Source organism: Hungatella sp. SB206, from assembly GCF_051132295.1.
GTDB classification, from domain to species: Bacteria; Bacillota; Clostridia; order Lachnospirales; family Lachnospiraceae; genus Hungatella; species Hungatella effluvii.
The window spans coordinates 2,086,425-2,111,199 of the sequence record NZ_CP096603.1; the positions used below are offsets into that span (position 1 = coordinate 2,086,425).

Sequence of the window (24,775 nt, forward strand, 5' to 3'; positions counted from 1 at the left end):
ACAAGCGAGCTTGACGCTGCTTCCTGCGCCAATTTTCCCGCCGTCTGAACTGTTACAGTAAATAAATAATTGAGAAAAGTGAGGTACTATTATTATGAAGAAAATCATTGCATTGTCTCTTTGCGCAGCGCTGGCGCTGACCGGTTGTGGAAGCTCGAATTCTGCAGAGGGCGGAAAAAATGACGAGGGTACGAAGAAACTGATTCTTTCCACTTATGGACTCAGCGAGGATATATCCGAGGAGGAAGTCTATAAGCCGTTCGAGGACGAATTTGGCTGCAAAATTGTAACGGAGACAGGAAGCACCAATGAACGTTATACAAAATTGTCGGCAGACTCGGAAACAGTCATTGATGTGATCGAGCTGTCTCAGGCCATGACAGCGAAGGGAATCGAGGAAGGCTTATTCGAGCCGATCGACTTAAGTAAAATTGAAAACAGCAAGTATTTGATCAGTGCTGCGAAGAAGATGGCGGAAGCGGGACAGGGCGTCGCTTATACCATCAACAGCATCGGTATCATGTACAATCCGGAGGATGTGGGATTTGAGATTAAGAGTTTTGATGACCTTTGGGATGCGAGACTCGAGGGACGGATTGCCATTCCGGATATCACTACAACCTTTGGACCGGCCATGGTGTATATGGCGAGTGATTACAAAGGGGCGGACGTGACAGCAGATCAGGGAGCCGCGGCCTTTGAAGCGCTTAAGGAACTGAAACCGAATATCGTCAAGACGTATGCGAAGTCTTCGGACCTGATTAATATGTTTACCTCCGGAGAAATCTCTGCGGCCATTGTTGGTGATTTCGGCGTGCCGACGATTCAGGCGGCGGATCAGAGCCTCGTCTACGTGACTCCTGATGTGACATACGCGAACTTTAATACGATCAGTATAACGAAGAACTCGAAAAATAAGGAACTGGCTTATGAGTACATCAATTACAGACTGAGCCAGGAGCTTCAGACCAAGACAGGAAAAGCACTGAATGAGGCGCCTACAAATAACCAGGTGGCATTTACAGAGGAAGAGTCCGCAAATATGACGTATGGCGATGCGGCGGAGAACGCGAAGGTGATTGATTATTCGTTTGTGAATCCCATACTGGGAGAGTGGATTGATCAGTGGAATCGGATTATTAATTCTTAGTTCAGAAATTTTGGGATGATGGCGAAGGGACGCGGACTTTGCAAAGTGGATTGAGGAAAGCGGGCGCGGGAGACGCGGGCAGGGCACGGGCTAAGCTCCTGCGGGGGATGTGTCTAAGTCTGGAGAAGTACCTCCGCAGGGGTACCGCTTCTCCCACGCCCGCTTTCCGGCGAGGTTGTGAAAAGTCCGCTGGGGCAGGCGGCAATAGAAATTTGTGAACGAAGGGGAGCTGTGGGAGATGGCGGGCGGCGGAGATACTGATGAGAAAAAGGATTGGAAAGATGATGAGGCTGTAAGAAAGCCGGATAAACAGAGAGAAGGAAAGTAAAAAGTGGGCTGAGGAGTAAAAACGGGATAATTGGAGAACTTTGGCTAACGGGAATGACGGAGGTGTTGTGGTTGTGAAAGTGGATCTGGTGATAGAAAATGCCTGGGTTTATCGGACTTTCAGGCAGTGCTTTGAACGGATGGATATTGCAGTGACAGGAGGAAAGTTTTTTGACGTTTCTCCTGTTTCTGATTTTGTGGGAGATTCGGAGCAGCGGGTAGGAGCACGGCGCGGGGAATGGGAAGCGGAGTCGGTCTTTGATGGGACCGGAAAGTTCGTGATTCCCGGGTTGGTGGACATTCATATGCATGTGGAAAGCTCGATGACGTATCCGGAGGAATTTTCGCGGGCCGTGGTGCCGTTTGGAGTCACAACTGTGGTGGCGGATCCCCATGAGATTGCCAATGTGTTTGGACTCGAAGGGATATTAAGTTTTATGGAACAGGAGACGGAGCTGGATATTTTTTATGGTATTCCGTCCAGTGTTCCGGCTACCAGAACAGAGATGGAGACATCAGGGGCGGAGTTTGGAGAAAAGGAACTTCGGGAGCTTCTGCGGGATGAGCGGGTGGTTTGTCTCGGGGAAGTGATGAACTTTAAAGATCTGGTGTCGGAAGGGGATACAAAGAGTAAAAGATTTCTGGAAGTCTGCGGGGAATGCGGCAGAAAAGTCAGAATTGAAGGGCATTGTCCGGGGCTGTCAGGCGGAGATTTAGCGGCGTTTATCAGAGCGGGCGTGGATGCGGATCATACGGAACAGACGGCGGAATCGGTCCTGGAGAAGACAGATATGGGGATGTTTCTGGAATTGCAGGAGAAATCTTTAAAAGAGGAAGTCGTGGAAGTGGTAAAACGGAAGCAGCTCTATGAAAATATTGCACTGGTAACCGATGACACGATGCCTGACCGGTTGATGGAAGGACACTTGAACCGGATTGTCAGGCTGGCGGTGGCGAAGGGGATGCCGGCAGAGAAAGCAATTTATCTGGCTACATTTACCCCGGCCAGGAGAATGCATCTCGACGACAGGGGAATCATCGCGCCGGGGAAGAAGGCGGATTTCGTCGTTCTTCCCGACCTGGAAAGCTTTGTGCCGGAAGCGGTTTTTAAAGACGGAAAGCGCTGTGTGGACGCGGCGGCGGAGGGCCTGGAAAACAGTCTGAAAAAAAGGTTTCCTGACCATTTTTACAGTTCGGTGAAGTGCAGGCTGGCTCTGGCATCGGATTTTATATTGCCAGTTGATGATTTCTGGAAGGAAGAGTACCAGAAGGAAGAGTGCCGAAAGGAAGAGTGTCGGAATGATTGCGGGGAAGAGGCTTTGTTCGGGAAGCCAAGCGGGAGTGAGGCACAAAAACTGTCTGGAACCGCTGTGGTGAATGTGATGCAGATCCAGACCTTTGGAACCAGGGCGAAGCATGTTCAGAGAGAGATTCCTGTACAGGACGGAAACCTTTGCTGGCAGGAGGCGGGGCTGTGCCTGGCTGCTGTTTTTGAGAGATATGGAAAAAATGGAAATGTCTCGTGGGGATTCGTGGAACACGCGCTGGAGCAGAAAGGGGCCGTGGCGACTACGTGGTCCCATGACAGCCATAATCTGCTGGTGCTGGGGAATTCTGTGGAAGATATGGTTCTGGCACAGAATGAGGTGGTGCATATGCAGGGCGGCTATGTGACGGCGAGTGGCGGCAGAGTGACAGCGGCGGCAGAACTGCCGGTGGGCGGAATTATATCCGATAAGAGCCTTCCGGAGCTGGCGGAAGAGATCAGGGCTGTGAGGGGAGAGATCGAGCGAATGGGTTATGTGAACAATAATGTCATTATGTCCATTTCCACACTGTCTCTTCTGGTGTCTCCGGAACTCAAGCTAAGCGATCAGGGTATGTTCGATGTAAAGAGCCAGAGAAAAATTCCTCTGGTAGAAGCATTTCAGATACAGGAAGAAAAGGTAGTGGAACAGTGAGTACAATTATTAAGAATGTAACCGTGGTGACGATGAATGAAACGCGTGAAGTGATACAACACGGGTTTGCCGCATGGAAAGGCGGGGAGATCACCGCGGTTGGAACGATGGATATGCTGGATATGTTGATTGCGGAGGAAACGGACGATGAAACAGGGGAAAGTCTCCGTCTGATCGACGGGAAGGGCGGAATCCTCATGCCGGGTATGGTAAACCTTCATGCGCATATGGGGATGATACCGTTTCGGGGTCTGGGCGACGACTGCAAGGACCGTCTGAGAGTATTTCTGCTGCCTATGGAACAGAGGGCCATGGATGCGGAGCTGGTCTATCTTTCCACGAAATATGCTGCGGCGGAAATGCTGCTGGCCGGGGTCACCACAGTTTTTGATATGTATTATTTCGAGGCGGAGGCTGCACGTGCCATGGATGAGATGGGGATTCGTGGTATTGCGGGAGAAACCATAATGGAAGAGGAAGCTTGTGATTTTAAAGACCCGTATGAGGCGCTTTCCTATGGGGAGAGCCTCATGAAGAAGTACAAGGGCCATCCCAGGATTTCCGCCTGTGTGGCGCCGCATGGGACGACTACCTGCTCTGCCGACCTCCTTAAGGCGGCGTGGAAGCTGGACGATGCGTTTGGGGCTCCCTTCAGCCTTCATACGGCGGAAATGGATTATGAGATGGATTATTTCCGGGAGACTTCTGAACAGACTCCGGCGGGATATCTGGATTCCCTGGGAGTCCTGGGAAAACATACGCTGGCTGCACACTGCATCCAGATGACGGAAGCGGATTTGCGGCTGTTTGCAAAGAGGGGGGCCTCGGTAGCTCACTGTATCGGTTCCAACACGAAGGCGGCCAAGGGGGTCGCTCCGGTCAGCCGTATGCGGGAACTGGGGATTTGTGTGGGGCTCGGCACCGATGGGCCGGCCAGCGGCAATACGCTGGACCTTTTTACGCAGATGAAGCTGTTTGCCAACTTCCATAAGAATGAGACGAGGAACCGGAGCGCATTTCCGGCATGGCAGGTGGTGGAGATGGTTACGGCCGGGGGCGCGAAGGCCCTTCATATGGAACAGAAGATCGGCTCCATTGAAGTGGGAAAGCGGGCGGATCTGGTTCTGGTGGAGACCCGCTCCGCCAATATGTTCCCCATCTACGATCCTTATTCGGCTCTGGTCTACAGCGCCGGCCCCTCCAATGTGGACATGGTGTTTGTGGAAGGGACGTGCGTTGTAAAGGATGGGAAGCTGGCTGAAAAGAGCGTGGAGGTTTTACGAGGAGAACTGGCAGGAAAGATGGCGAAGACTGCGTTTGCGGAGGAAGTACTGTTTTCTCTGTAAAGATGTCGTTAAGCTTCCTCAAGTTCGCTTGACGAAAGGGCTTTCTGTTTCTATAATGGCGTCAGATGCAGGCTTCGGTCCGGCATATCCCATCAAGCGGTGGACATGCAGACGCCTGCTCAAATTATGACGATAAGAGGAAACAATGAACCACGCCGACAGCGACGCAGAGATAAAAATGATAAGAAAAGGCATGGCCTGCATTTTTTATGGCAGGTTGTGCCTTTTTGTGCATGAATTGGACAAAATCATAATAAGATGCATGAGGAAGGGAAGGATATCCAAATATGGAAGAGAGTAAGGAAAGTGCAGTACAGAAACGCAGGATGGAAGGCAGGAAACGGTTTATAACGAATTTTATCTACTTTATCATTTTAGGAGGGATTTTTCTCTTTGTGATGAAGCGGTTTGTTCCCATGTTTTTCCCGTTTATTTTAGGACTTGCGGTGGCGGCCGTGCTGTCGCCGCTGATCGGAAAGCTGTGTGAGAAGACAGGAGGAAAGCGTGCGCTGGTGTCGATCGTGGTACTTCTGGTATTTTATGGGCTTCTGGTGCTGGCGGCCCTGTTTTCCGCAAGCCATGTCGTTACCTTTATTCAGAACCTGGCCGGGAAGCTGCCTCAGTTTTATGTGGAGGTGATAGAGCCGGAACTGGGAATTCTGTTTGAACGGATCGTGGTCAGCTTCCCGGAATATCAGGATTGGGTGAGTCAGATGTCCGCCAGCCTGGAAAATGCCCTGCAGAGCGGGATTATGACCGTGTCAGGTACTCTGATCGGCTGGGGTGCCTCCTGGATCGTGGGATTTCCTGCGATTCTGGTACAGACGATATTTACGATTATTTCGTCCTTTTTCTTCACAATCGATTATGACCGGATCTGGGACTTTGTTTTGCGGCAGTTTAAAGAGGAGCAGAGGAAGATGATTGCGGAGACTGCGGCGGGGGCGAGAACGACGATCTGGAAGATTCTCCGGGTCTATGCCCTTATGATGACGATTACCTTTGCTGAGCTGTATCTGGGATTTGTGCTGCTGAAGATTCCGATGCCGCTGCTGCTGGCATTTCTGGTGGCTGTGGTTGATATTCTCCCAGTACTGGGAACCGGAACGGTCCTGATTCCGTGGGCGCTTATTCTCTGCATTATCGGGAAGACCGGACTAGGAGTGGGGATTTTTGTTCTGTATGTGATTATCACTATAGTCAGGCAGACTCTGGAACCGAAGGTGATCGGACAGCAGGTGGGGCTTCATCCGATTGTCACCCTGCTGTGTATTTTTGCGGGGGCGCAGCTGATCGGGGTGCTGGGGATCTTTACATTTCCGGTTATCGCTACCATTGTGAAGAAAATGAATGATGAGGGGACGATTCATTTGATTAAATAGGGATCAGCCGTATATTAAAATTTAATACGGCTGACCACTTGACACATTTAGCTATGAATGATATTTCACATTCTGCCTATTCCATCTGGCTGCCGCCGCTGACGCAGATCGTTTCCCCTGTAATGAACGAGCTTTCTTCTGTGGAGAGGAAGAGGGCGGCGTTTTCCATGTCGGAAACCTGGGCGATTCGTTTCATCGGATACTGGTTCTCGTAGCTGGCGCGTAAGGCGGCCGGATCTTCTGCGGTCTCAAAACGGCAGGTGATCATAGGAGTCTCTGTAATGCCAGGGCAGATGATATTGCAGCGGACATCGGGCGCATATTCCATGGCGATGCAGCGGCTTAACTGGATCACAGCGGCTTTTGAGGGGCCGTAGCCGATCCAGCCCTTCATGGTCTTAAATGCGCAGTCCGAGGCGATGTTGACGATGGTAGCGCCCTTCTGCTCCTTTAAATACGGGATAGCGGCCTTGCAGATGTGGAACATGCCGAAGACGTTGACAGCAAATTCTTTCTGCATATCTTCCACGGATAAGTCCTCCAGACCGCCGAGGAGGGCGATCCCCGCACAGTTCACCATGGAATCAATCTTTCCAAACGTTTTTACGGCAGTGTCGATCACGTTTTTTGCATCCTCATACCTGCTTAAATCTCCCTTCACGTAGACGGCGCGCTCGTGTTCTATAGGCATGGAGTCTTTGATATCACAGCCAACTACACAGGCTCCTTCTTCCAGCCAGCGTCTCACCATGCCGGCTCCGATTCCTGATGCTGCTCCTGTAATGACTGCGACTCTTCCTTCTAAACGACTCATAATTTTAATTCTCCCTTTCTTTTTTATGAATTCTGATTACTTCCATAATCAATGCGATAATGGTACCAACAATAAGGCCATTGCTTAAAAATGTGGACAGGAACGCCGGAAGCGCCATGGTAAATCCGGTTCCAGGGACGTTCATGATTCCGATGCCGATCAGCACCGAAAGTCCTACGGTCTGATACATGCTCTTCTTGTCCTCTGCGCCCTCCAGGCATTCAATGGAAAAGCCGCACAGGCTTACGAATGGAACGAAGAGGGCCGCATAGCCAACCGACTCCGGTATCATGGAGAGCAGGCTGGTGACCGGCGGGAAGAAGCTGATCGCCGCGATGATGATTCCGCCGATGATCAGGGGCTTCGTCCTTGTCATGCCGGTGCTTACGACGAAGCCGCCGCCCTCCGACGTGGGGATCAGTCCGGTGACACCGAAACAGCCCAGCAGGATATAGATAAAGGAAAAACAGTTGCCTGCCTGTTTCGTGCGCCCGGTGGCCACCTCATCATACTGGGAGACCATCTGCTGGGCGATCTTCATGCTGCTGAGTAAATTAGTGACCAGCAGCAGGGTGCATAAGAACGAGGTGATAATCATGGACAGCTCAATCCGCGGTGGTCCGAAGGGGAAAATTCTCGGCATGCGCACCAGCTGTGACGGCATCTCATAGGGGGTGGACAGTCCCAGCAGCGTGTAGAGGCCCCAGCCCACCACGATACTGATCAGGACGGAATAGGCCTTTAACCGGGTGTTCATCAGGAAAAAGGTCAGTACGATGATGACAACGGAGCAGAGCACCACCTTCAAATTCATTCCGTAACCGTCGCCGTAGACGGATGTCATGGCCTGGAAGAAGAATTTCGAACACAGGGCCACTAAAAGAAGCAGGTTTGTTCCGACGACGGTGGGTGTAAAATACTTTTCCAGCTTCTCAATGACGCCCAGCATATTCAGAATAAATCCGAATACACCGCACAGGATCAGAGAGAATTCCAGAACGCGAAGCGTTTCCGATTCTGAGCCGAATAACGTGACTCCGATGGTGGCATACATGGTGAAGATGCCGAACCAGAGGCCGCAGGGCGTTTCGTTGATGGGGAGGCGGTGGCCGAAGACCGCCTGCGTGATCGTGGCGAGGCCGATGCACAGCAGTGTAACCTGGATGTACATGCTGGCATCCGACGGGCTTAAGTGATAGCTCTGCCCGATGACCACGGGCATGACGATACCCGTGGAAATCATATAAAGGGCCCACTGGAGTCCGCCCAGAAGGTTTTTAACGGTTGACTGATTTTTCATGGTTTCCTTTTCTCCTTTTTTGCAGTTCGCTCTATTCCCTTCCCTTTACACCGTGGATGACCGCTTCGCGGAAGCAGAACCAGTGATCAGGCGAAGCCTTTGCGTTGACAATGCTCAGCATCTTTGTATGCGGATGGTCCGTTGAGGTGCATGATTTTGAGTGAAGACCGATAGACATGGCGCCGCCCCCCACGTAAATGCAGGCATAGTTTAAGAACAATTCATCCATCAGGCCGTTCATCATCAGATGGTGGGTATATACCGGTGTCTCAATCAAGAGACGCTCGATTCCCATATGGCGCAGGATTCGAAACAGGATGTTGGAATCGGTCTGGGCATCCTCTCCGGTGACAACGACGGGAATCTTTCCTTTGTTTTCTTCCAGCAGCCGGTCAAGCTTAACAAAGTCCACATCCTCCATGGTGTGGTAGGGGCCAACCAGGAAGATCGGGTTCTGGCATTTTTCACGGACGACTTCCCAGCCGACAGGGGAGGTGTTGATCATCTTCGGAACTTCGTCCTTTTTGAAAATGGTGTGGTCAAACAGAAGATCGGTGCCATCCAGCGTGGAAATGATGTTGAGCGGAACCGGCGGCAGACCGTTGTCAATTCTCGCCTGCTCTAAATCCACATCGTATAAGTGAACCGTCATATTTGGCTCCTCCCTCATGGTTCCGGCGCCGCAGATGACCGCGTCGGCAGCGGCCCGCTGGAGCATGAAGACGAAAAACGGGGCGTTGCCGCCGGTCTTGTCGAGAAAGTTGTTCGTCTGAAGAAGGGCGCTGTCTCTGGCATCCTGAAACGCGATCTTTCCGTCTATGGTGGTGATAAAGGACGCGTAGACGTAAGGACGGTCTGCCGGCGCCTTCGGAAATTTCAAGTGGCCGTAAACTTCTTCGATTTTCGGCGATTTCACCGGTTCCTCCGTAAATTCCTTAAGGGCCTCCGATTCATAGACCGTGCTGCACAATACTTCCTCCGCCTTCATTGGAATGCGGAATAAATCCTTTGTTAACTGGTACATGGTAAATCCTCCTTATAAATATATTTGATACAGGCTTGGCCTGTAAAACTCACACGGGTTTCAGCTGGTTCCTGTCTCCGGGAAGCAGCAGGTTCAGAAAAATACCGGTAAAGGTGGCGACGGCGATGGAAGGCATTTCAAAATACAGGCCGCCTGTATGGAAACTGATGGAAGCCCCTCCCAGTCCCAGAACGATGACACACAAAGCGATAACGGCGTTCCGGTTGCTGCTGAAATCAATATGGGCATCCATATAAATGCGGATTCCGGTTATGGCGATGATTCCAAACAGCAGAATGCTGATTCCTCCCAGCACGGGAGTGGGTATCCCTGTGATAACGGCGTTCACCGGGGCGAAAAAGGAAATCACGATGGCTATGCAGGCAGCCAGAAAGACCACGGATACGGAGCAGACCTTGGTCAGAGCCATGATCCCGATGTTCTCACTGTAGGTGGTAACGGGAGCACCGCCAAAGAAGGCGGCGATCACAGAGGCCACCCCATCTCCAAACAGGGAGCGGTGGAGGCCCGGATCATGAATGAAATCCCGGCGGCATACGTTTCCGGCCGCCGTCACATCGGCTATGTGCTCCCCAACGGTAACCAGCGCCAGCGGAGCTGTCATGAAGGCCGCTTCCATATTGGCCCGGGGCAGGCAGAGCTTAGGAAGCGCCAATACCGGACCGGAGATGGCTTCCGCGATGGCGGAAGGGGAGACGACGCCCAGTACGAGAGAGGCCGCATAGCCGGCGATCAGGGCCAGCATCACGGGGATTACCGAAAAAATGCCGCGGAAACAGGTGGTTCCCAGAATTCCGACCAGCAGTGTGATCGTGGATACGGCAATCCATTTCAGACGCATGGACGGTTCCAGTGCCGCGGCAGCCCCGGACGAGGCATTGTATCCCGACCAACCGACCGCAGTAAGTGCGGACGAGAGGCCGATGACAATCATGACAGAGGCCGTGACCACCGGAGGCATCAGCCTGCGGATCCATCCGGTTCCGCAGAGCCTCACGAGGAGGGAGAGGAGCACGTACATGAGGCCTGCCGTCAGGACTCCGAACATCATGCCCTCAACTCCGTATTTTTCCCGTACAATCAGAAGCGGAGCGGTATATGCAAAGGACGTGCACAGAAATATGGGCATTTTCTTTTTGGTGATAAAGAGATAGAAAAGTGTTCCGGCACCGCTGCAGAACATCGTGGCGGAAGGATTAATACCGATGATCAGCGGCGCTACCACAAGGCCGCCGAGCATGGAAAATAAATGTTGAAAACTGAGGGACACCCATCTTTTAAAAGGAAGGCGCCCTTCTGTACCGATCAATTCGTCCATGATTTACCTCCGTAAATGCTGTTGATGCCTGGAGTATAGCAGTGGCACAAGACTGTGTCAATAAATTAACAAAGTTAAGGGGGGATCGAATTTTACACATAAAACAGACTAGTCTGCGAAAACAGGGAGGCTAATAATTAACTAAAATACTGTATTGTAAATTACTTAAAAATATCCTATAATTAAGCTAATTTAAGGAGAAGGGGATACGGATGTGAGTAAAAAAGGAATTAAGATGAAGGATATCGCCAATATGCTTGGGGTCAGCACGGTGACGGTGTCTAAGGCGCTGGCCGATAAAGACGGTGTCAGCGAGGAACTGAAAAAGAAGATCAAGGAGACGGCCAGGGAACTGGGATACCGAAACAGGGACAGCATGCGCAGCGGAAGCGCGACGAACACGGTTGGTATCCTGGTGGCCGACCATTTCGTGGCTTCGGGGCAGTCCTTTTACTGGGATATCTATCAGAGCATTGTCAAATCTCTGCGGCAGAGGGGCTACTATGCCATGCTGGAGATGATTTCCGTGAAGGACGAGCAGGAGGGCAATATTCCGGCCTTTGTAAGAGAGGAGAAGGTAGACATTATCTTTGTCCTGGGATGGCTGGGGCGTACGTATCTGCGCGCCCTTGACGCTGCGGGGCTGCCTCTTTTGTATGTGGATTTTTACAGTAAGGCCAACAGAGCCACGGCGGTGATTGCGGACATGCTGTACGACACGTACCAGATGACCGAGTATTTATACAGCATCGGACACCGCAGGATTGGATTTGTGGGAAGCATCCATGCAACCAGCGATATTGAGGACCGGTATCTGGGATATTATAAATCCGTGATTCGGAGGCGTCTTCCCTATCAGGAGGACTGGGTGCTTGAGGATCGGGACGAGGTCTCCGGTACCGTGCCGAAACGAGTCTTCCAACTCCCGGAGAATATGCCCACGGCCTTTGTCTGCAACAATGATGAGACCGCATACTATTTTATCCATTACCTGGAGTCCCAGGGATTTCGTGTCCCCGAGGATGTCTCTGTGACAGGTTTTTACGACAACAAATTTGCCACAGCAGGAACTCCGGCCATAACCACGATCCGCGTGGATGCCCACCGAATCGCGGAGAGCGCGGTGAATGCCGGCCTCCGCCTGATGTGGGGGTCGGAAAGCCTTCCGGATATGGTGCTGGTCCGGGGAGAGATGGTGATGAGGGATTCTGTTCAGAGTCTGGAAACCGGGGAAGGTAATTAATTACTTAATGAACCGATAGAAATTTACTTATTTAGCTTCCCCATTTGGTATTTGAAGAGAAAATTAGGAGACGGGCTTACAAAAATTTTTATTTTTCGTCATAATGCACAAGGAAAAGAATGGCTTTTAGGGCAAAACAGAGCAGCCGCGGCGTGAATCATCTGCCGCGGCTGCTTCCTGTATTACAGCGGTGTTTCTAATATTCCTTCATATACTCCCCATGCGCTGCTATCAGCTCATCGCACATGGCGATAATGTCCGGGATATTCAACTCGGCGGCGGTATGAGGATCCATCATGGCCGCCTGGTAAATGGTGCGTCGGTCTCTGTTTCTGGCCGCTTCGATAGTGAGAAGCTGGACGGAAATATTGCTGGAGTTCATGGCGGCCAGCTGCGTGGGGAGAGCGCCTACGTGGCATGGCGTGATTCCGCTGCCGTCCACGAGACAGGGAACCTCCACACAGGCGTCGGCCGGGAGGTTGTCGATCAGGCCGTGGTTGAGCACATTTCCTCCGATCTTATACGGTTTATTGGTGACGATTGCTTCCATAATATAGGAAGCGTATTCCAGGGAACGGGTGTGCGTGATAGCGCCATCCTTCAGGATGCTTTCCTTTTCCTGATTCCAGCCTTCGATCTGTTTGATGCAGCGGCGCGGATACTCGTCTAACGGAATCTGATAGTCCTCTATCATGTCCGGATACTTACTTTTGATGAACAGGGGATTGTATTCGGCGTTGTGTTCGCTGGATTCGGTGCAGTAGTAACCGAGATGGCGGATATATTCGAAGCGCACCATGTCTTTATGCTTCTCCTCCCTGTTTTTCTGATCAGCGAGGCGGCGGATCTCGGGATAGAGGTCATGGCCGTCTTTGTCGTGAAGCTTTAAGAGCCATGCCATGTGGTTGATTCCCGCGATCAGCTCGGTGCGGCCCTCCAGCTTATCTTCCATACCCAGCTCCGTTAAAAGCGCCTTTGAGCACGTCTGAACGCTGTGGCATAATCCTACGGTCTTCACCTTCGTATAGCGCTGCATATATCCGGTCAGCATGGCCATGGGATTGGTATAATTCAGGAAATAAGCATCAGGGCAGACTTCCTCCATATCGCGTGCGAAATCTTCCAGCACAGGGATGGTGCGCAGCGCCCGCATGATTCCGCCGATGCCCAGTGTGTCGGCGATGGTCTGGTTCAATCCGTATTTTTTCGGAACCTCGAAATCTGTGATGGTACAGGGATCGTAGCCGCCGACCTGGATGGCATTTACGACGAAGTCGGCGTCACGAAGCGCGTCTTTCCGATTCGGCTCGCCTAAATAGGTGTGGATGGAGGCGCGGCCTTCGTTGACATTTTTGTTGATTGCGGACAGGATGACGTAAGAGTCATTCAAACGATCCCCGTCAATGTCGTACAGCGCGATCTCTGCGTCGCACAGAGCCGGGGTGCACATGCAGTCACCCAGGACGTTTCTTGCAAATACGGTGCTGCCGGCACCCATAAATGTAATTTTTACCATGATGATTCTCCTCTTTTTCTTCATTTTTCTGTTGTGCTGCTTATGAAGAAAGTATATAATGAGACGGGAAAACAAGATAGAAAAATTGTTTCCGATTTATTGTCATTTTGTTGCATCCGGAAGGGGAGAGGGAGAGAAGAGTGAAGGTATACTATTGCGGCAGGGAGGACTGTGAGAAGGGGCATTTCTTCGGACCGGCGGTGAGGTCCCATCAGCTGATTCATTTCGTCCTGAAGGGAAAGGGGATTTATCGGACAGAATATGGAGAGTATGAGTTAAAGGAAGGGGAAGCATTTTTAATCAGGCCGGGAGAGGTGACGTATTACCGGGCGGATCTAGAGGAACCGTGGAGTTACGCGTGGATTGCATTTGACGGTGACGAGGCGGAAGCTCTGCTGGAACGGTACTATCCGGACCGCCGCCTGCCCGTATGTGCCATGGGGGAAATCGCCGCTGTCTCCGGCTGGTTTGAGGGGCTGCTTGGCTCCTTTGGAAGCGCAGAGGAAAACCGGGAGAGGGTTCTGGGATACTTCTATTTAATTATGGCCTGCCTTTTAAGGACGGGAAAGGGTGGTGTCCCGGTGGATGAGGAAGGCTATTTTAAGAGGGCCGTCGCGTTTATCCGCCATAATTACAGTTATCCGATCCAGGTAAGCGAGATTGCCGATTACGTAGGGATCGACAGGACGTATCTCTACCGTATCTTTATGCATCAGGCGGGCGTGTCTCCGAAGAAGTATTTGAGCCGGCACCGTTTAGAGGAAGCGAAGGTGATGCTTGTGCAGACGGAATACCGGATCACCGAGATCGCCTATTCCTGCGGGTACCACGATTCCTCCTCCTTTTGCAGACATTTTCAAAAGGAAACGAAAACCGCGCCGGCCCGGTACCGCCGTCTGAACGGTTATAAAAAATAGAAAAGAAGGCGGAAATATGAGGAAAAAATCATTGACAACAGAGGACAGCTTATGATAAAATAGATCGGTATGAAAACGCGCCAATGCTCAGCGCTTTGGAAACTCCAACCAGCGCCTGGTATTTGGTGAGACTGAAAATTAAGGAGGAAATCATCATGATTTCAAAGGAAAAGAAAGCAGCAATTATCGAACAGTATGGCAGAAAGGCTGGCGACACAGGTTCACCGGAAGTACAGATCGCAATCTTAACAGAGAGAATCACAGAATTAACCGATCACCTTCAGAAGAACCCGAAAGACCATCACTCCAGAAGAGGACTTTTAATGATGGTTGGACAGAGAAGAGGACTTCTTGACTACTTAAAGAAGACCGACTTAGACGGCTACCGTGCATTAATCGAGAAGTTAGGAATCAGAAAATAAAACCATTTAGGGTGGAGAAACTTCTCCACCCTATCTGTCTATTATCAGAGAATTGAAACGTGCGTATTAAAAGCGGAGGGAAAATCCGAGACCGCTGATGTACGCGTAATAAGCAGCATCGTTTCTTATTGCGCGCAGATCAGTAGTTTCGGCCCTCCTCTGCTTATAATATATATTAATTATAATCAAAAGGAGATTCAAACATGTTCAAGAGTTACAGCATGGAACTTGCCGGCCGTACCTTAACGGTAGAGGTTGGAAGAGTAGCGAAGCAGGCCAGCGGCGCTGCATTTATGCATTACGGAGATACTGTTGTATTATCGACTGCGACAGCATCTGACAAGCCAAGAGAGGGTATCGATTTCTTCCCGTTAAGTGTAGAGTACGAAGAGAAATTATACGCAGTAGGTAAGATTCCTGGCGGTTTCAATAAGAGAGAGGGAAAGGCTTCTGAGAATTCCGTTCTGACTTCCCGTGTTATCGATCGTCCGATGAGACCGTTATTCCCGAAGGATTACCGCAACGACGTGACTCTGGACAACATCGTTATGTCCGTAGACCAGGACTGCAGCCCTGAGCTTACCGCTATGTTAGGCTCTGCGATTGCAACCTGTATATCCGATATCCCGTTTGACGGTCCATGTGCGACGACCCAGATCGGTATGGTTGACGGTGAACTGGTTGTGAACCCGACTCAGGCGCAGAAACAGGCGTCCGATATGGCGCTCACAGTCGCTTCTACCAGAGAAAAAGTAATCATGATCGAAGCAGGAGCCAATGAGGTTCCGGAAGATATCATGATCGAAGCTATATTTAAGGCTCATTCCGTAAACCAGGAAGTGATCAAATTTATCGATACCATCGTGGCGGAGTGCGGAAAACCGAAGCATACCTACATCAGCTGTGCGGTTCCGGAAGAGTTATTCGCAGCCATCCGGGAGATCGTTCCGCAGGAAGAGATGGAAGTAGCGGTCTTTACAGATGACAAGCAGACAAGAGAAGAGAATATCAGAAACATTACCGCTAAATTGGAAGAAGCATTTGCTGATAAGGAAGAATGGCTGGCAGTATTGGGAGAGGCCATCTATCAGTATCAGAAGAAGACTGTTCGTAAGATGATCTTAAAAGACCACAAGCGTCCGGATGGCCGTGCTGTCGATCAGATCCGTCCTCTGGCGGCTGAGATCGATATGCTCCCGAGAGTACACGGTTCCGCCATGTTTACACGTGGACAGACTCAGATTTTAAACATCTGTACACTCGCTCCGTTATCCGAGAGCCAGAGATTAGACGGCATCGACGATATGGAGACATCCAAGAGATATATGCACCATTACAATTTCCCGTCATTTTCCGTAGGCGAGACAAAGCCATCCAGAGGACCGGGACGCCGTGAGATCGGCCATGGCGCGCTGGCAGAGAGAGCCCTTGTTCCGGTGCTTCCATCAGAAGAAGAGTTCCCATATGCAATCCGTACCGTATCCGAGACCATGGAATCCAATGGTTCCACCTCTCAGGCGAGCATCTGTTCCTCCTCCATGTCCTTAATGGCGGCTGGTGTTCCGATCAAATCCGCGGTAGCAGGTATTTCCTGCGGCCTGGTGACCGGCGATACTGATGATGACTATATCGTATTAACCGATATCCAGGGTCTGGAAGATTTCTTCGGCGACATGGATTTCAAGGTTGGCGGTACTCACAAGGGTATCACCGCGATTCAGATGGATATCAAGATTCACGGCCTGACAAGACCGATCATCGAAGAGGCCATCAGAAGAACGAGAGAAGCAAGAATCTACATCCTTGACGAGGTTATGGCAAAGGCAATCGCAGAGCCGCGCACAGAGGTTGGCAAGTACGCTCCGAAGATCGAGCAGATATCCATCGATCCTCAGAAGATCGGCGATGTTGTCGGCAAGCAGGGTAAGGTAATCAATAAGATTATCGAGGAGACCGGCGTTAAGATCGACATTTCCGACGACGGAAGCGTATCCGTATGCGGAACCGATAAGGAGATGATTGCACGCGCGATTGAGATTATCAAGAGCATCGTGACAGACATCGAAGCGGGCGCCATCATGAAGGGCAAGGTTGTCAGAATTATGAACTTCGGCGCATTTGTGGAGCTGGCACCGAACAAGGATGGTATGGTTCACATCTCCAAATTATCCGACAAGCGCGTAGAGAAAGTGGAAGACGCGGTAAATATCGGCGATGAAGTGACTGTAAGGGTTATGGAAGTCGATAAGATGGGAAGAATCAACTTAAGCATGAAGCCGGGCGATATGGATCCCAACGTGGACGTATCGACTCTGGACAGCGGCAGAAGAGATTCTGACAGAAGAGACTCCGGAAGAAGAGATTCCGGCAGACGCGACGGCGGCAGAAGAGATTCTGACAGACGTGATTCTGATCGTAGAGATTCTGACAGAAGAGATTCCGACAGAAGAAATTCCTAAAAAATCTGACAGGCGGCAGAAACGGAGAATATCCGGTTTTGCTGCCTGTTTTTTCAGAGAGGTATATAAAAAATGAGGGAAATCTATTATAATGGAGTTATCTATACGGGAACCGGGAGGGATGCAGAGGCGATGGCCGTCGAGGACGGACGGATTGCCGCCGTGGGGAACTTTACTGATCTGGAGACTTGTTCCGAAGCGGTGTACCATAATCTGGACGGCCATTTTGTCGTTCCGGGATTTAACGATTCCCATATGCATCTGCTGAATTACGGCCACACGCTGAAGCTTGTGGATTTAACGGCGGCAACCTCGTCCCTGGAAGCGATGTGCTCCGCCCTTTCCCATTTTATTTCAAAGGAAAAGCCTGCACCGGGTACATGGGTAGTAGGGCGGGGCTGGAATCACGATTACTTTCAGGATGAGAAACGTTTTCCCAACCGGTACGATTTGGACCGGGTGTCCACGGAGCATCCCATTCTGGTGATCCGCGCCTGCGGCCACATTGCCTGTGCCAATACGAAAGCCATGGAGGCGGCCGGCATTACGAGGCTGACACCGCAGCCGGAAGGCGGCTGTTTCGACATGGATGAGGACGGAGAACCTGTCGGGATTTTCCGGGAATTCGGCGTGGATCTGATCCATGGGAACATCCCGAAGCCGGCGAAGAAGGAGCTGAAACAGTATCTCCGTCTGGCCATGAGGGATTTGAACAGCCGCGGCGTCACATCGAGCCAGACCGATGATCTGGCGGCATTTCCCGGCGTACCCTTTGAGACGGTGCTGGAGGCGTATCGGGAACTGGAACGGGAGGGGGCGATGACGGTACGGGTCTACGAACAGTGCCTGCTTCCGACCATGAAGCAGCTGGAGGATTTTCTGGCCCGCGGCTACCGCACGGGCCAGGGAAGCGCATATTTAAAAATCGGGCCGCTGAAGCTTCTGTTGGACGGATCCTTGGGGGCCAGAACTGCTTTCCTCAGTCAGCCTTACGAGGATGGGGAGCCCCCCGCTGAGAGAGGGATCGCCATCTACAGCCAGGAAGAGCTGGAGAAGCTGATCACCCTGGCCGATGGGGCGGGGATGCAGATCGCTGTACACGCTATCGGAGACGGCGCCATGGAGATGGCAGTGAGGGCGTATGAACGGGCTGTGGAAGCCAATCCGGACCGCACGGACAGACGGCATGGAATTGTCCACTGCCAGATTACGACGGGCAGGCTTCTGGAGGCATTTCGAAGGTTAAAGCTGCACGCCTACATTCAGTCCATTTTTCTCGATTACGACAATCATATCGTGGAGGCCCGGATCGGAGCAGAGCGGGCTGGAGAGACATATCAGTTTAAGACGCTGCTATCCATGGGAGTCTCAGTCTCTAACGGGTCAGACTGCCCGGTGGAGAGGCCGGATGTCATGGCGGGAATGCAGTGCGCGGTGACCCGCACCACATTGGATGGGTCGAAGACATTTCTGAAGGAGCAGGCGCTTACGGTGGAAGAGGCAATATCCACTTATACTGCCATGGGTGCGGAGGCCAGTTTTGAGGAACAGGAAAAGGGGACGCTGTCAGTGGGAAAGCTGGCGGACTTTGCCGTGCTGGAACGGGACATCAGGGCGTGCGCACCCGACAGAATAAAGGACACGGCCGTGCTGGAAACGTATGTGGGCGGTGTCTGTGTATACAAAAAAGAGAACAGCTGAGAGGCGGAGAGGGGAAGAACGATGAAATTTACAGTAGAAAATCCGGATGAGAAACGGAGTCCCTATACGGGAATGACAAGAGAACACTGGATTGGTATCAGCCATTTTTTCCTGGAAGGGATTTTTGAGCATGTGGAGAAGCTGGAGGATCCGATCGTGGTTTTGCGCCATGAGACAAAGGTCAGCTATCCGCAGCCGGACGGGCCGAAATGGAGAATTGCGGCGGAACGGTTCGAGGGACTTGCCAGGAGCTTTTTGATCGCTGCTCCGCTGCTTCATAACGAGCCGGAGGCAGCGGCGGGAGGCTACTCTCTGAAGGAGTATTACTCGAAACAGATTCTTCTCTCCGTCACGCCCGGAACGCCCAATTATCTGCTTCGGGTGGAGGAGATATTTCCGGAGGCGCAGGAGGGGGAGATGGCGTTCCAGCACACGTGTGAGTGCGCCTCCCTGGTGATCGGCCTGTCCATATGCCGGGAAATAATCTGGGAGAATTATACGAAGGCAGAGAAGGACCGCATTGCGGATTACCTGTCGAATTTCGGCCACTCGTATACGGGCCACCACAACTGGCGTCTGTTCAACATGCTGATTCTGGCATTTCTGGACAGGGAGGGATATCCGATCGATCATGGGATGATGCGGGATCACGCGGCCGCCATTCTCTCTTATTACGCGGGGGACGGCTGGTACCGCGACGGCCATTTATTTGATTATTACTGTCCGTGGGCCTTTCATGTGTACGGACCGCTGTGGAACCAGTGGTACGGTTATGAAAAGGAGCCGTACATAGCGGCGAAGATTGAGGAATATTCCAACCGCCTGGTGGAGACCTTCCATCGCATGTTCGATGAGGAGGGGCATGTGACCATGTGGGGGAGAAGCGGCATCTACAGAAGTGCGGCATCGGCCCCGCTGGCGGCCAATTTCCTCCTGAAGAATCCGGCTGCGGAGCCGGGGCTGGCCAGAAGGATCGCCTCAGGCGCCGTGCTGCAGTTTGCTTCCAGGGAGGAGTGTTTCTATGAGGGTGTTCCATGCCTCGGCTTCTACGGGCCGTTCCAGCCATTGATTCAGACTTACAGCTGCGCAGCCAGCCCCTTCTGGATCGCCAATGCGTTCGTCTGCCTGGCGCTTCCGGAGGACCATCCGTTCTGGACCGATACGGAGACAAACGGAGTATGGGAGGAGATGAAGGACAGAGAAGTGAGGACCACGGTGCTGGACGGTCCGGGAATCGTGGTGGACAACCACAAGGACACCGGAATTACGGAATTCAGGACGGCGAAGGTCCTGATGAAGAAAGAGAATCCGTCCCTCAATACGTATTCCCGACTGTCCTTTAACAGCCAGTTTTTATGGGAAGACTTTGATTTCAAGGGAATCGAGGCCATGCAGTACAGCGTGACCTACGACGGCAGGGTGAAGAGCCTGATCCCGAATATCCTGATGTACGGCGGTGTGAAGGATGGAGTGCTCTACCGGAAAGAATATTTTGAATTCGAATTTACCTTCCAGAACAAGGCGTCGATCGATCTGGCCGATTTTCCGGTGGCGGACGGCATCGTGCGCGTGGACAGGACCAGGATCCCGGATAAGCCGTATACCCTGACACTGGGCTCCTATGGAATGCCGGATGTGGACCGTTCGGGAGTCGATGTGAGAATCCGCACGGATCAGAAGACAGGGGCCAAGGCCATTCTTTTGAAGTCCTCGGAAGGGCAGATGGCGATGGTCATCTATGGCGGATTCGATGACATTGAAATCATGTCGAGACAGGGCGTAAGCGCCGTGACGAAACAGAGCTGCATCATGTATGGCGTCAGCCGCAGGAAGAGATACTATGAATACCTTCCGTATGTGATGATCAGCGTAATTCTGACAAAGAAGAGCCAGGAGGAATGGCAGGATGAAGACCTCTTCCCGATCCGCAGCATCACCTATACCGATAAAGAGAAATGCGGGGCTTACGGTCCTGTTGTTCTGGAGATGAAGGATGGAAGGACGGTTACGGTCGATTATGAGGGACTGGAAGGGCGGCTCCATATATAATGAGATTGGAATGATATAATTTCCTTTGGAAGGGAAATGGAAACGGAGACTGAGACGGCAAATGGATGTAATGATCAGAAACGAGAGACCCGGGGATTACCGTGAGACAGAGGAAGTGACGAGAGAGGCGTTCTGGAACGTCCACGAGCCGGGATGCTGTGAGCATTATCTGGCACATCTTATGAGGGAGAGGCCGGAATTTATCAGGGAGTTGGATTTCGTGGCAGTGCGGGACAGTCGGATTGTCGGAAATATCATGTATGCCCGCACGGAGATTCAGTGTGACGATGGAACGACTCATGCGGCAGTGACCTTTGGGCCGATCAGCGTCCTGCCGGCATATCAGGGGCAGGGGATCGGAAAACGGCTCATTGAAACCTCGAAGGAGCTGGCGGCAGACATGGGAGCAGACGTTATTATTATCTACGGAGATCCGGATTACTATTCAAAGACCGGTTTTGTGCCTGCGGAAACGTACGGCGTCAGAAACGGGGAGAATCAGTGTGCGGCGGCGCTTCTGGCCTGTTTGCTGAAACCGGAGGCCGCGGCATCGATAAAAGGCCGATATTCGGAAGGACCGGCCTACGAGCTTCCGCCGGTGACAGATCCGGCGTTCCTGGAATTTGAGGAGACATTTCCTTCCAAAATCAAGGGGAAAGCACCGTCCCAGGAGCGTTTTGCAGAGCTGGTGAACAGCACGGTTCCATGGGAAGAGAGGGCAAAGGGGCGGGATTAAGAATCTGTGAAGATTGCCTCAGATGAGAAAAAATGTCAAATATGCCTTGACACCCCTTAGGAAAACGGATATACTACTAATCACAAATCGAATACGAAACATCTGCTGAATCAGATTCATTAAGAGGGAGTAGTTTTAGTGCATCATCAACATCCTGGCTGTGAAAACAGTCTGGTGATGCATACCAACAGTTGGTTACCAGACTTTTAATGTATTTATTTTGAGAAATGGGTTATTTCTTAATAATAGGTACATTAAGAGTCTTTTTTGTTTCATAGGAAAGTTGGTTCTATGAAATAAAAACCCTCCGGGCAGGATGCGCACTCCGCGCTGAGGAAGTATGGCCGCTGAAGCGACCGCGCTCCGGCGCGAGAGGCTGGTGAACCGGACGTTTTGTGGATTCTGCTTAAGTCTGATGCAGAGCCGTTTTTTGAAAACGGCAGAATGGAGGAAAATTTGAAGGATTGGTATCAGAAAGACGAACAGGAAATATTAAAGGAACTGCATGTGACGAAGGAGGGACTTACGGCCGGTCAGGCGGAAACGCTTCTCCTCGAAAAGGGCGAAAATGTGTTAATGGAAGGAAAGAAAAAGAGTGTGCTTGCGGTGTTTGCTGAGCAGTTCTGTGATCTTCTGGTGGTGATCCTGATTGCGGCGGCCGTCATTTCCATGTTTTCGGGAAATGTAGAGAGCACCATCGTCATCGTGGCGGTTATTATTTTGAATGCGATCTTAGGAACCGTACAGCATGAAAAAGCGAAGAAGTCCCTGGAGAGCTTAAAGAGCCTTTCATCACCCAATGCAAAAGTGATCCGCGGCGGCCAGAAGATCGAGGTCCCGTCTGCCAAGGTGGTTCCCGGCGACATTCTCCTATTGGAAGCGGGAGACATGGTGGTGGCTGATGGAAGAATCTTAAACAACTATTCGCTTCAGGTCAATGAGAGCTCCCTGACAGGAGAGTCGACCAACGTGGATAAGGAGGAAGGGACGATCGACGGCGAGATGCCTCTGGCGGACCGGACCAATATGGTATATTCCGGAAGCCTGGTCACTTACGGAAGGGCCATGGTGGTGGTGACCGGAACGGGAATGGATACGGAGATCGGTAAGATCGCCAGTCTGATGAACGCGACAAAGGAAAAGAAGACACCTCTTCAGGTGAGTCTGGACCAGTTCTCCGGACGTTTGGCAGCGGTGATCATGGTCATCTGTGCCATTGTATTCGCCTTAAGCTTATACCGGAAAATGCCGGTTCTCGACTCTCTGATGTTTGCCGTGGCGCTGGCCGTGGCGGCGATTCCGGAGGCACTCAGTTCCATCGTAACCATCGTGCAGGCCATGGGAACACAGAAGATGGCAAAGGAAAACGCCATCATCAAGGAGCTGAAGGCGGTAGAGAGTCTGGGGTGCGTCTCTGTTATCTGCTCCGATAAGACAGGAACCCTGACCCAGAATAAGATGACGGTCCAGGAGATTTACATTGACGGAAATACATTCCGTCCGGAAGAACTGGATCTGCACGAGCAGCTTCACCGTTATATCTTATACGACTCGATTCTTACCAATGATTCCACCCTCGTTGACGGTAAGGGAATCGGAGATCCCACCGAGTACGCCCTTCTGGAAATGGCCAGAAAAGTAAGTGTCAATGACGATGTCCTGCGGACGATGATGCTCCGTCTGGAAGAGATTCCCTTTGATTCAGACCGAAAGCTGATGAGTACCAAATATGAACTGCACGGTGTGCCTACTATTTTGACGAAGGGTGCTGTCGATGTCCTTTTAGACCGGACAACCCATATCCGCACTGCGGAAGGAATCCGGGACTTTACGGAGGCAGACCGGGAGGAGATCAACCGGCAGAATATGGAATTCTCCCAGAACGGTCTGCGTGTGCTGGCATTTGCCTATAAAGAGGTGGAAGATGACCACGTCCTCTCCTTAAAAACGGAGAACGGCTTTACATTCCTCGGACTGGTAGCCATGGTGGATCCGCCGAGGGAGGAATCGAAAGAGGCCGTGTCCGACGCTAAACGGGCCGGAATTCGACCGGTTATGATCACTGGTGACCATAAGATCACGGCGACGGCCATTGCGAAGCAGATCGGTATCTTTGAAGAAGGCGATCTGGCGGTGACAGGAACGGAACTGGACGCCATGAGCGATCAGGAGCTGGATGGGAAGATTACGAAGATATCCGTTTACGCCAGGGTGTCTCCGGAAAATAAGATCCGGATTGTCGATGCATGGCAGAGACGGGGCAACATTGTATCCATGACGGGAGACGGTGTCAATGACGCGCCGGCCCTTAAGAAAGCAGACATCGGTGTAGCCATGGGAATTACGGGAACCGAGGTGTCCAAGGATGCGGCTTCCATGATTCTGGCGGACGATAATTTCGCAACCATCATCAAGGCTGTGGCCAACGGCCGTAACGTATACCGGAACATCAAAAATGCAATACAGTTTCTATTATCAGGCAACATGGCGGGGATCCTGTCGGTACTGTACACGTCCATCATGGCTCTTCCCGTTCCGTTTGCACCGGTACATCTGCTGTTTATCAACCTTCTGACGGACTCGCTTCCGGCCATCGCAATCGGTATGGAGCCGGCGGAAAAGGATTTGCTGTCACAGAAACCGAGAAATCCGAAAGAAGGAATATTGACAAAGGAATTCATGATGAAGCTGTTCCTGCAGGGCGGCCTGATCGCTGTCTGTACCATGACAGCCTTCCATCTGGGACTGAACCAGGGCGGTGCCGCGGTCGCCAGCACCATGGCGTTCTGTACGCTGACACTGGCGCGTCTGTTCCATGGATTTAACTGTCGAAGCAGCCATTCGATTTTCCGAATTGGATTTTCCGGAAACTGGTACAGTCTGGGTGCATTTCTGGCGGGTGTCGCACTCCTGAGCCTGGTGATGTTTGTACCGTTCCTGGAAAGACTGTTTTCTGTCGCACCTCTGACAGGCAGCCAGATCGGACTGGTCTATCTGCTGGCGGTAATACCGACTGTGGTGATACAGCTTACGAAGATAGTCAGAGAACAGAGACTAAATAACGCTTTTCACCAATAAAATAGTATGAT

17 protein-coding genes are annotated in these 24,775 nt (G+C 51.6%); 12 read left to right on the top strand and 5 right to left on the bottom strand.

Features of this window, described 5'->3' with window-relative positions; translation table 11 throughout:
• Window positions 1–94 precede the first annotated feature (94 nt).
• The 4 genes from M1L66_RS09085 to ytvI all read left to right on the top strand — a co-directional run bounded on the left by M1L66_RS09085 (window position 95) and on the right by ytvI (window position 6,166).
• On the top strand, window positions 95–1,150 hold the full coding sequence (locus M1L66_RS09085) for an ABC transporter substrate-binding protein (protein WP_434692381.1): 1,056 nt from the start codon (window positions 95–97) through the stop codon (window positions 1,148–1,150).
• 368 nt (window positions 1,151–1,518) lie between these two features.
• On the top strand, window positions 1,519–3,438 hold the full coding sequence (locus tag M1L66_RS09090) for an adenine deaminase C-terminal domain-containing protein (protein ID WP_434692383.1): 1,920 nt from the start codon (window positions 1,519–1,521) through the stop codon (window positions 3,436–3,438).
• Entirely contained in the window at window positions 3,435–4,784 is a 1,350-nt protein-coding gene (locus M1L66_RS09095; protein WP_434692386.1) for an amidohydrolase, read from the top strand. Before M1L66_RS09090 ends, M1L66_RS09095 begins: the two co-directional genes overlap by 4 nt.
• Window positions 4,785–5,071: 287 nt before the next feature.
• A complete protein-coding gene (gene ytvI, locus M1L66_RS09100) occupies window positions 5,072–6,166 on the top strand; it encodes a sporulation integral membrane protein YtvI (RefSeq protein WP_117631470.1) in 1,095 nt (364 codons plus the stop codon).
• 76 nt (window positions 6,167–6,242) lie between these two features.
• Here the strand turns inward: ytvI and M1L66_RS09105 are convergent, their stop codons facing one another.
• The 4 genes from M1L66_RS09105 to M1L66_RS09120 are packed head-to-tail and all read right to left on the bottom strand — an operon-like array spanning window position 6,243 to window position 10,643.
• The gene (locus M1L66_RS09105) at window positions 6,243–6,980 is read right to left on the bottom strand and encodes an SDR family NAD(P)-dependent oxidoreductase (RefSeq protein WP_025530099.1); all 738 of its coding nucleotides are present in this window, start codon (window positions 6,978–6,980) and stop codon (window positions 6,243–6,245) included.
• A 4-nt stretch (window positions 6,981–6,984) separates the two neighbouring features.
• Window positions 6,985–8,280, bottom strand: a complete 1,296-nt coding sequence (locus M1L66_RS09110; protein ID WP_187022732.1) for a purine/pyrimidine permease — start codon at window positions 8,278–8,280, stop codon at window positions 6,985–6,987.
• A 31-nt stretch (window positions 8,281–8,311) separates the two neighbouring features.
• Window positions 8,312–9,304, bottom strand: a complete 993-nt coding sequence (locus M1L66_RS09115) for a RibD family protein (RefSeq protein ID WP_434692391.1) — start codon at window positions 9,302–9,304, stop codon at window positions 8,312–8,314.
• A gap of 49 nt (window positions 9,305–9,353) precedes the next feature.
• Window positions 9,354–10,643: a uracil-xanthine permease family protein gene (locus tag M1L66_RS09120; protein ID WP_434692393.1), complete on the bottom strand. Its 1,290-nt coding sequence runs from the start codon at window positions 10,641–10,643 to the stop codon at window positions 9,354–9,356.
• 214 nt (window positions 10,644–10,857) lie between these two features.
• Here M1L66_RS09120 and M1L66_RS09125 point away from each other — a divergent pair, with 214 nt between their 5' ends.
• The gene (locus tag M1L66_RS09125; RefSeq protein WP_025530104.1) at window positions 10,858–11,886 is read left to right on the top strand and encodes a substrate-binding domain-containing protein; all 1,029 of its coding nucleotides are present in this window, start codon (window positions 10,858–10,860) and stop codon (window positions 11,884–11,886) included.
• 196 nt (window positions 11,887–12,082) lie between these two features.
• Here M1L66_RS09125 and M1L66_RS09130 read toward each other — a convergent pair whose 3' ends face one another.
• A complete protein-coding gene (locus tag M1L66_RS09130) occupies window positions 12,083–13,402 on the bottom strand; it encodes an alpha-glucosidase/alpha-galactosidase (RefSeq protein ID WP_187022728.1) in 1,320 nt (439 codons plus the stop codon).
• A 140-nt stretch (window positions 13,403–13,542) separates the two neighbouring features.
• Here M1L66_RS09130 and M1L66_RS09135 point away from each other — a divergent pair, with 140 nt between their 5' ends.
• From M1L66_RS09135 to M1L66_RS09165, 7 genes are all read left to right on the top strand, one after another.
• On the top strand, window positions 13,543–14,319 hold the full coding sequence (locus M1L66_RS09135) for a helix-turn-helix domain-containing protein (RefSeq protein ID WP_434692396.1): 777 nt from the start codon (window positions 13,543–13,545) through the stop codon (window positions 14,317–14,319).
• Window positions 14,320–14,474: 155 nt separating this feature from the next.
• Complete coding sequence (gene rpsO, locus M1L66_RS09140) at window positions 14,475–14,741, top strand: 30S ribosomal protein S15 (RefSeq protein WP_055657257.1); 267 nt, start codon at window positions 14,475–14,477, stop codon at window positions 14,739–14,741.
• A 203-nt stretch (window positions 14,742–14,944) separates the two neighbouring features.
• Complete coding sequence (locus tag M1L66_RS09145; protein ID WP_187021914.1) at window positions 14,945–17,200, top strand: polyribonucleotide nucleotidyltransferase; 2,256 nt, start codon at window positions 14,945–14,947, stop codon at window positions 17,198–17,200.
• A gap of 72 nt (window positions 17,201–17,272) precedes the next feature.
• Entirely contained in the window at window positions 17,273–18,901 is a 1,629-nt protein-coding gene (locus M1L66_RS09150; RefSeq protein ID WP_434692400.1) for an amidohydrolase, read from the top strand.
• Window positions 18,902–18,922: 21 nt separating this feature from the next.
• Window positions 18,923–20,950, top strand: coding sequence for a DUF2264 domain-containing protein (locus M1L66_RS09155; protein ID WP_434692403.1), 2,028 nt, complete (start codon window positions 18,923–18,925; stop codon window positions 20,948–20,950).
• A gap of 61 nt (window positions 20,951–21,011) precedes the next feature.
• Window positions 21,012–21,686: a GNAT family N-acetyltransferase gene (locus M1L66_RS09160; RefSeq protein WP_434692406.1), complete on the top strand. Its 675-nt coding sequence runs from the start codon at window positions 21,012–21,014 to the stop codon at window positions 21,684–21,686.
• Window positions 21,687–22,142: 456 nt separating this feature from the next.
• Window positions 22,143–24,764 carry a cation-translocating P-type ATPase gene (locus tag M1L66_RS09165; RefSeq protein WP_434692408.1) on the top strand — a complete coding sequence of 874 codons (2,622 nt, stop codon included), beginning with the start codon at window positions 22,143–22,145 and terminating at the stop codon, window positions 24,762–24,764.
• Window positions 24,765–24,775 lie beyond the last annotated feature (11 nt).

Coding starts and splice junctions, on each gene's coding strand:
- M1L66_RS09085 (WP_434692381.1), top strand. CDS start 95: ATGAAGAAAATCATTGCATTGTCTCTTTGCGCAGCGCTGGCGCTGACC.
- ytvI (WP_117631470.1), top strand. CDS start 5,072: ATGGAAGAGAGTAAGGAAAGTGCAGTACAGAAACGCAGGATGGAAGGC.
- M1L66_RS09105 (WP_025530099.1), bottom strand. CDS start 6,980: ATGAGTCGTTTAGAAGGAAGAGTCGCAGTCATTACAGGAGCAGCATCA.
- M1L66_RS09110 (WP_187022732.1), bottom strand. CDS start 8,280: ATGAAAAATCAGTCAACCGTTAAAAACCTTCTGGGCGGACTCCAGTGG.
- M1L66_RS09115 (WP_434692391.1), bottom strand. CDS start 9,304: ATGTACCAGTTAACAAAGGATTTATTCCGCATTCCAATGAAGGCGGAG.
- M1L66_RS09120 (WP_434692393.1), bottom strand. CDS start 10,643: ATGGACGAATTGATCGGTACAGAAGGGCGCCTTCCTTTTAAAAGATGG.
- M1L66_RS09130 (WP_187022728.1), bottom strand. CDS start 13,402: ATGGTAAAAATTACATTTATGGGTGCCGGCAGCACCGTATTTGCAAGA.
- rpsO (WP_055657257.1), top strand. CDS start 14,475: ATGATTTCAAAGGAAAAGAAAGCAGCAATTATCGAACAGTATGGCAGA.
- M1L66_RS09145 (WP_187021914.1), top strand. CDS start 14,945: ATGTTCAAGAGTTACAGCATGGAACTTGCCGGCCGTACCTTAACGGTA.
- M1L66_RS09150 (WP_434692400.1), top strand. CDS start 17,273: ATGAGGGAAATCTATTATAATGGAGTTATCTATACGGGAACCGGGAGG.
- M1L66_RS09155 (WP_434692403.1), top strand. CDS start 18,923: ATGAAATTTACAGTAGAAAATCCGGATGAGAAACGGAGTCCCTATACG.
- M1L66_RS09160 (WP_434692406.1), top strand. CDS start 21,012: ATGGATGTAATGATCAGAAACGAGAGACCCGGGGATTACCGTGAGACA.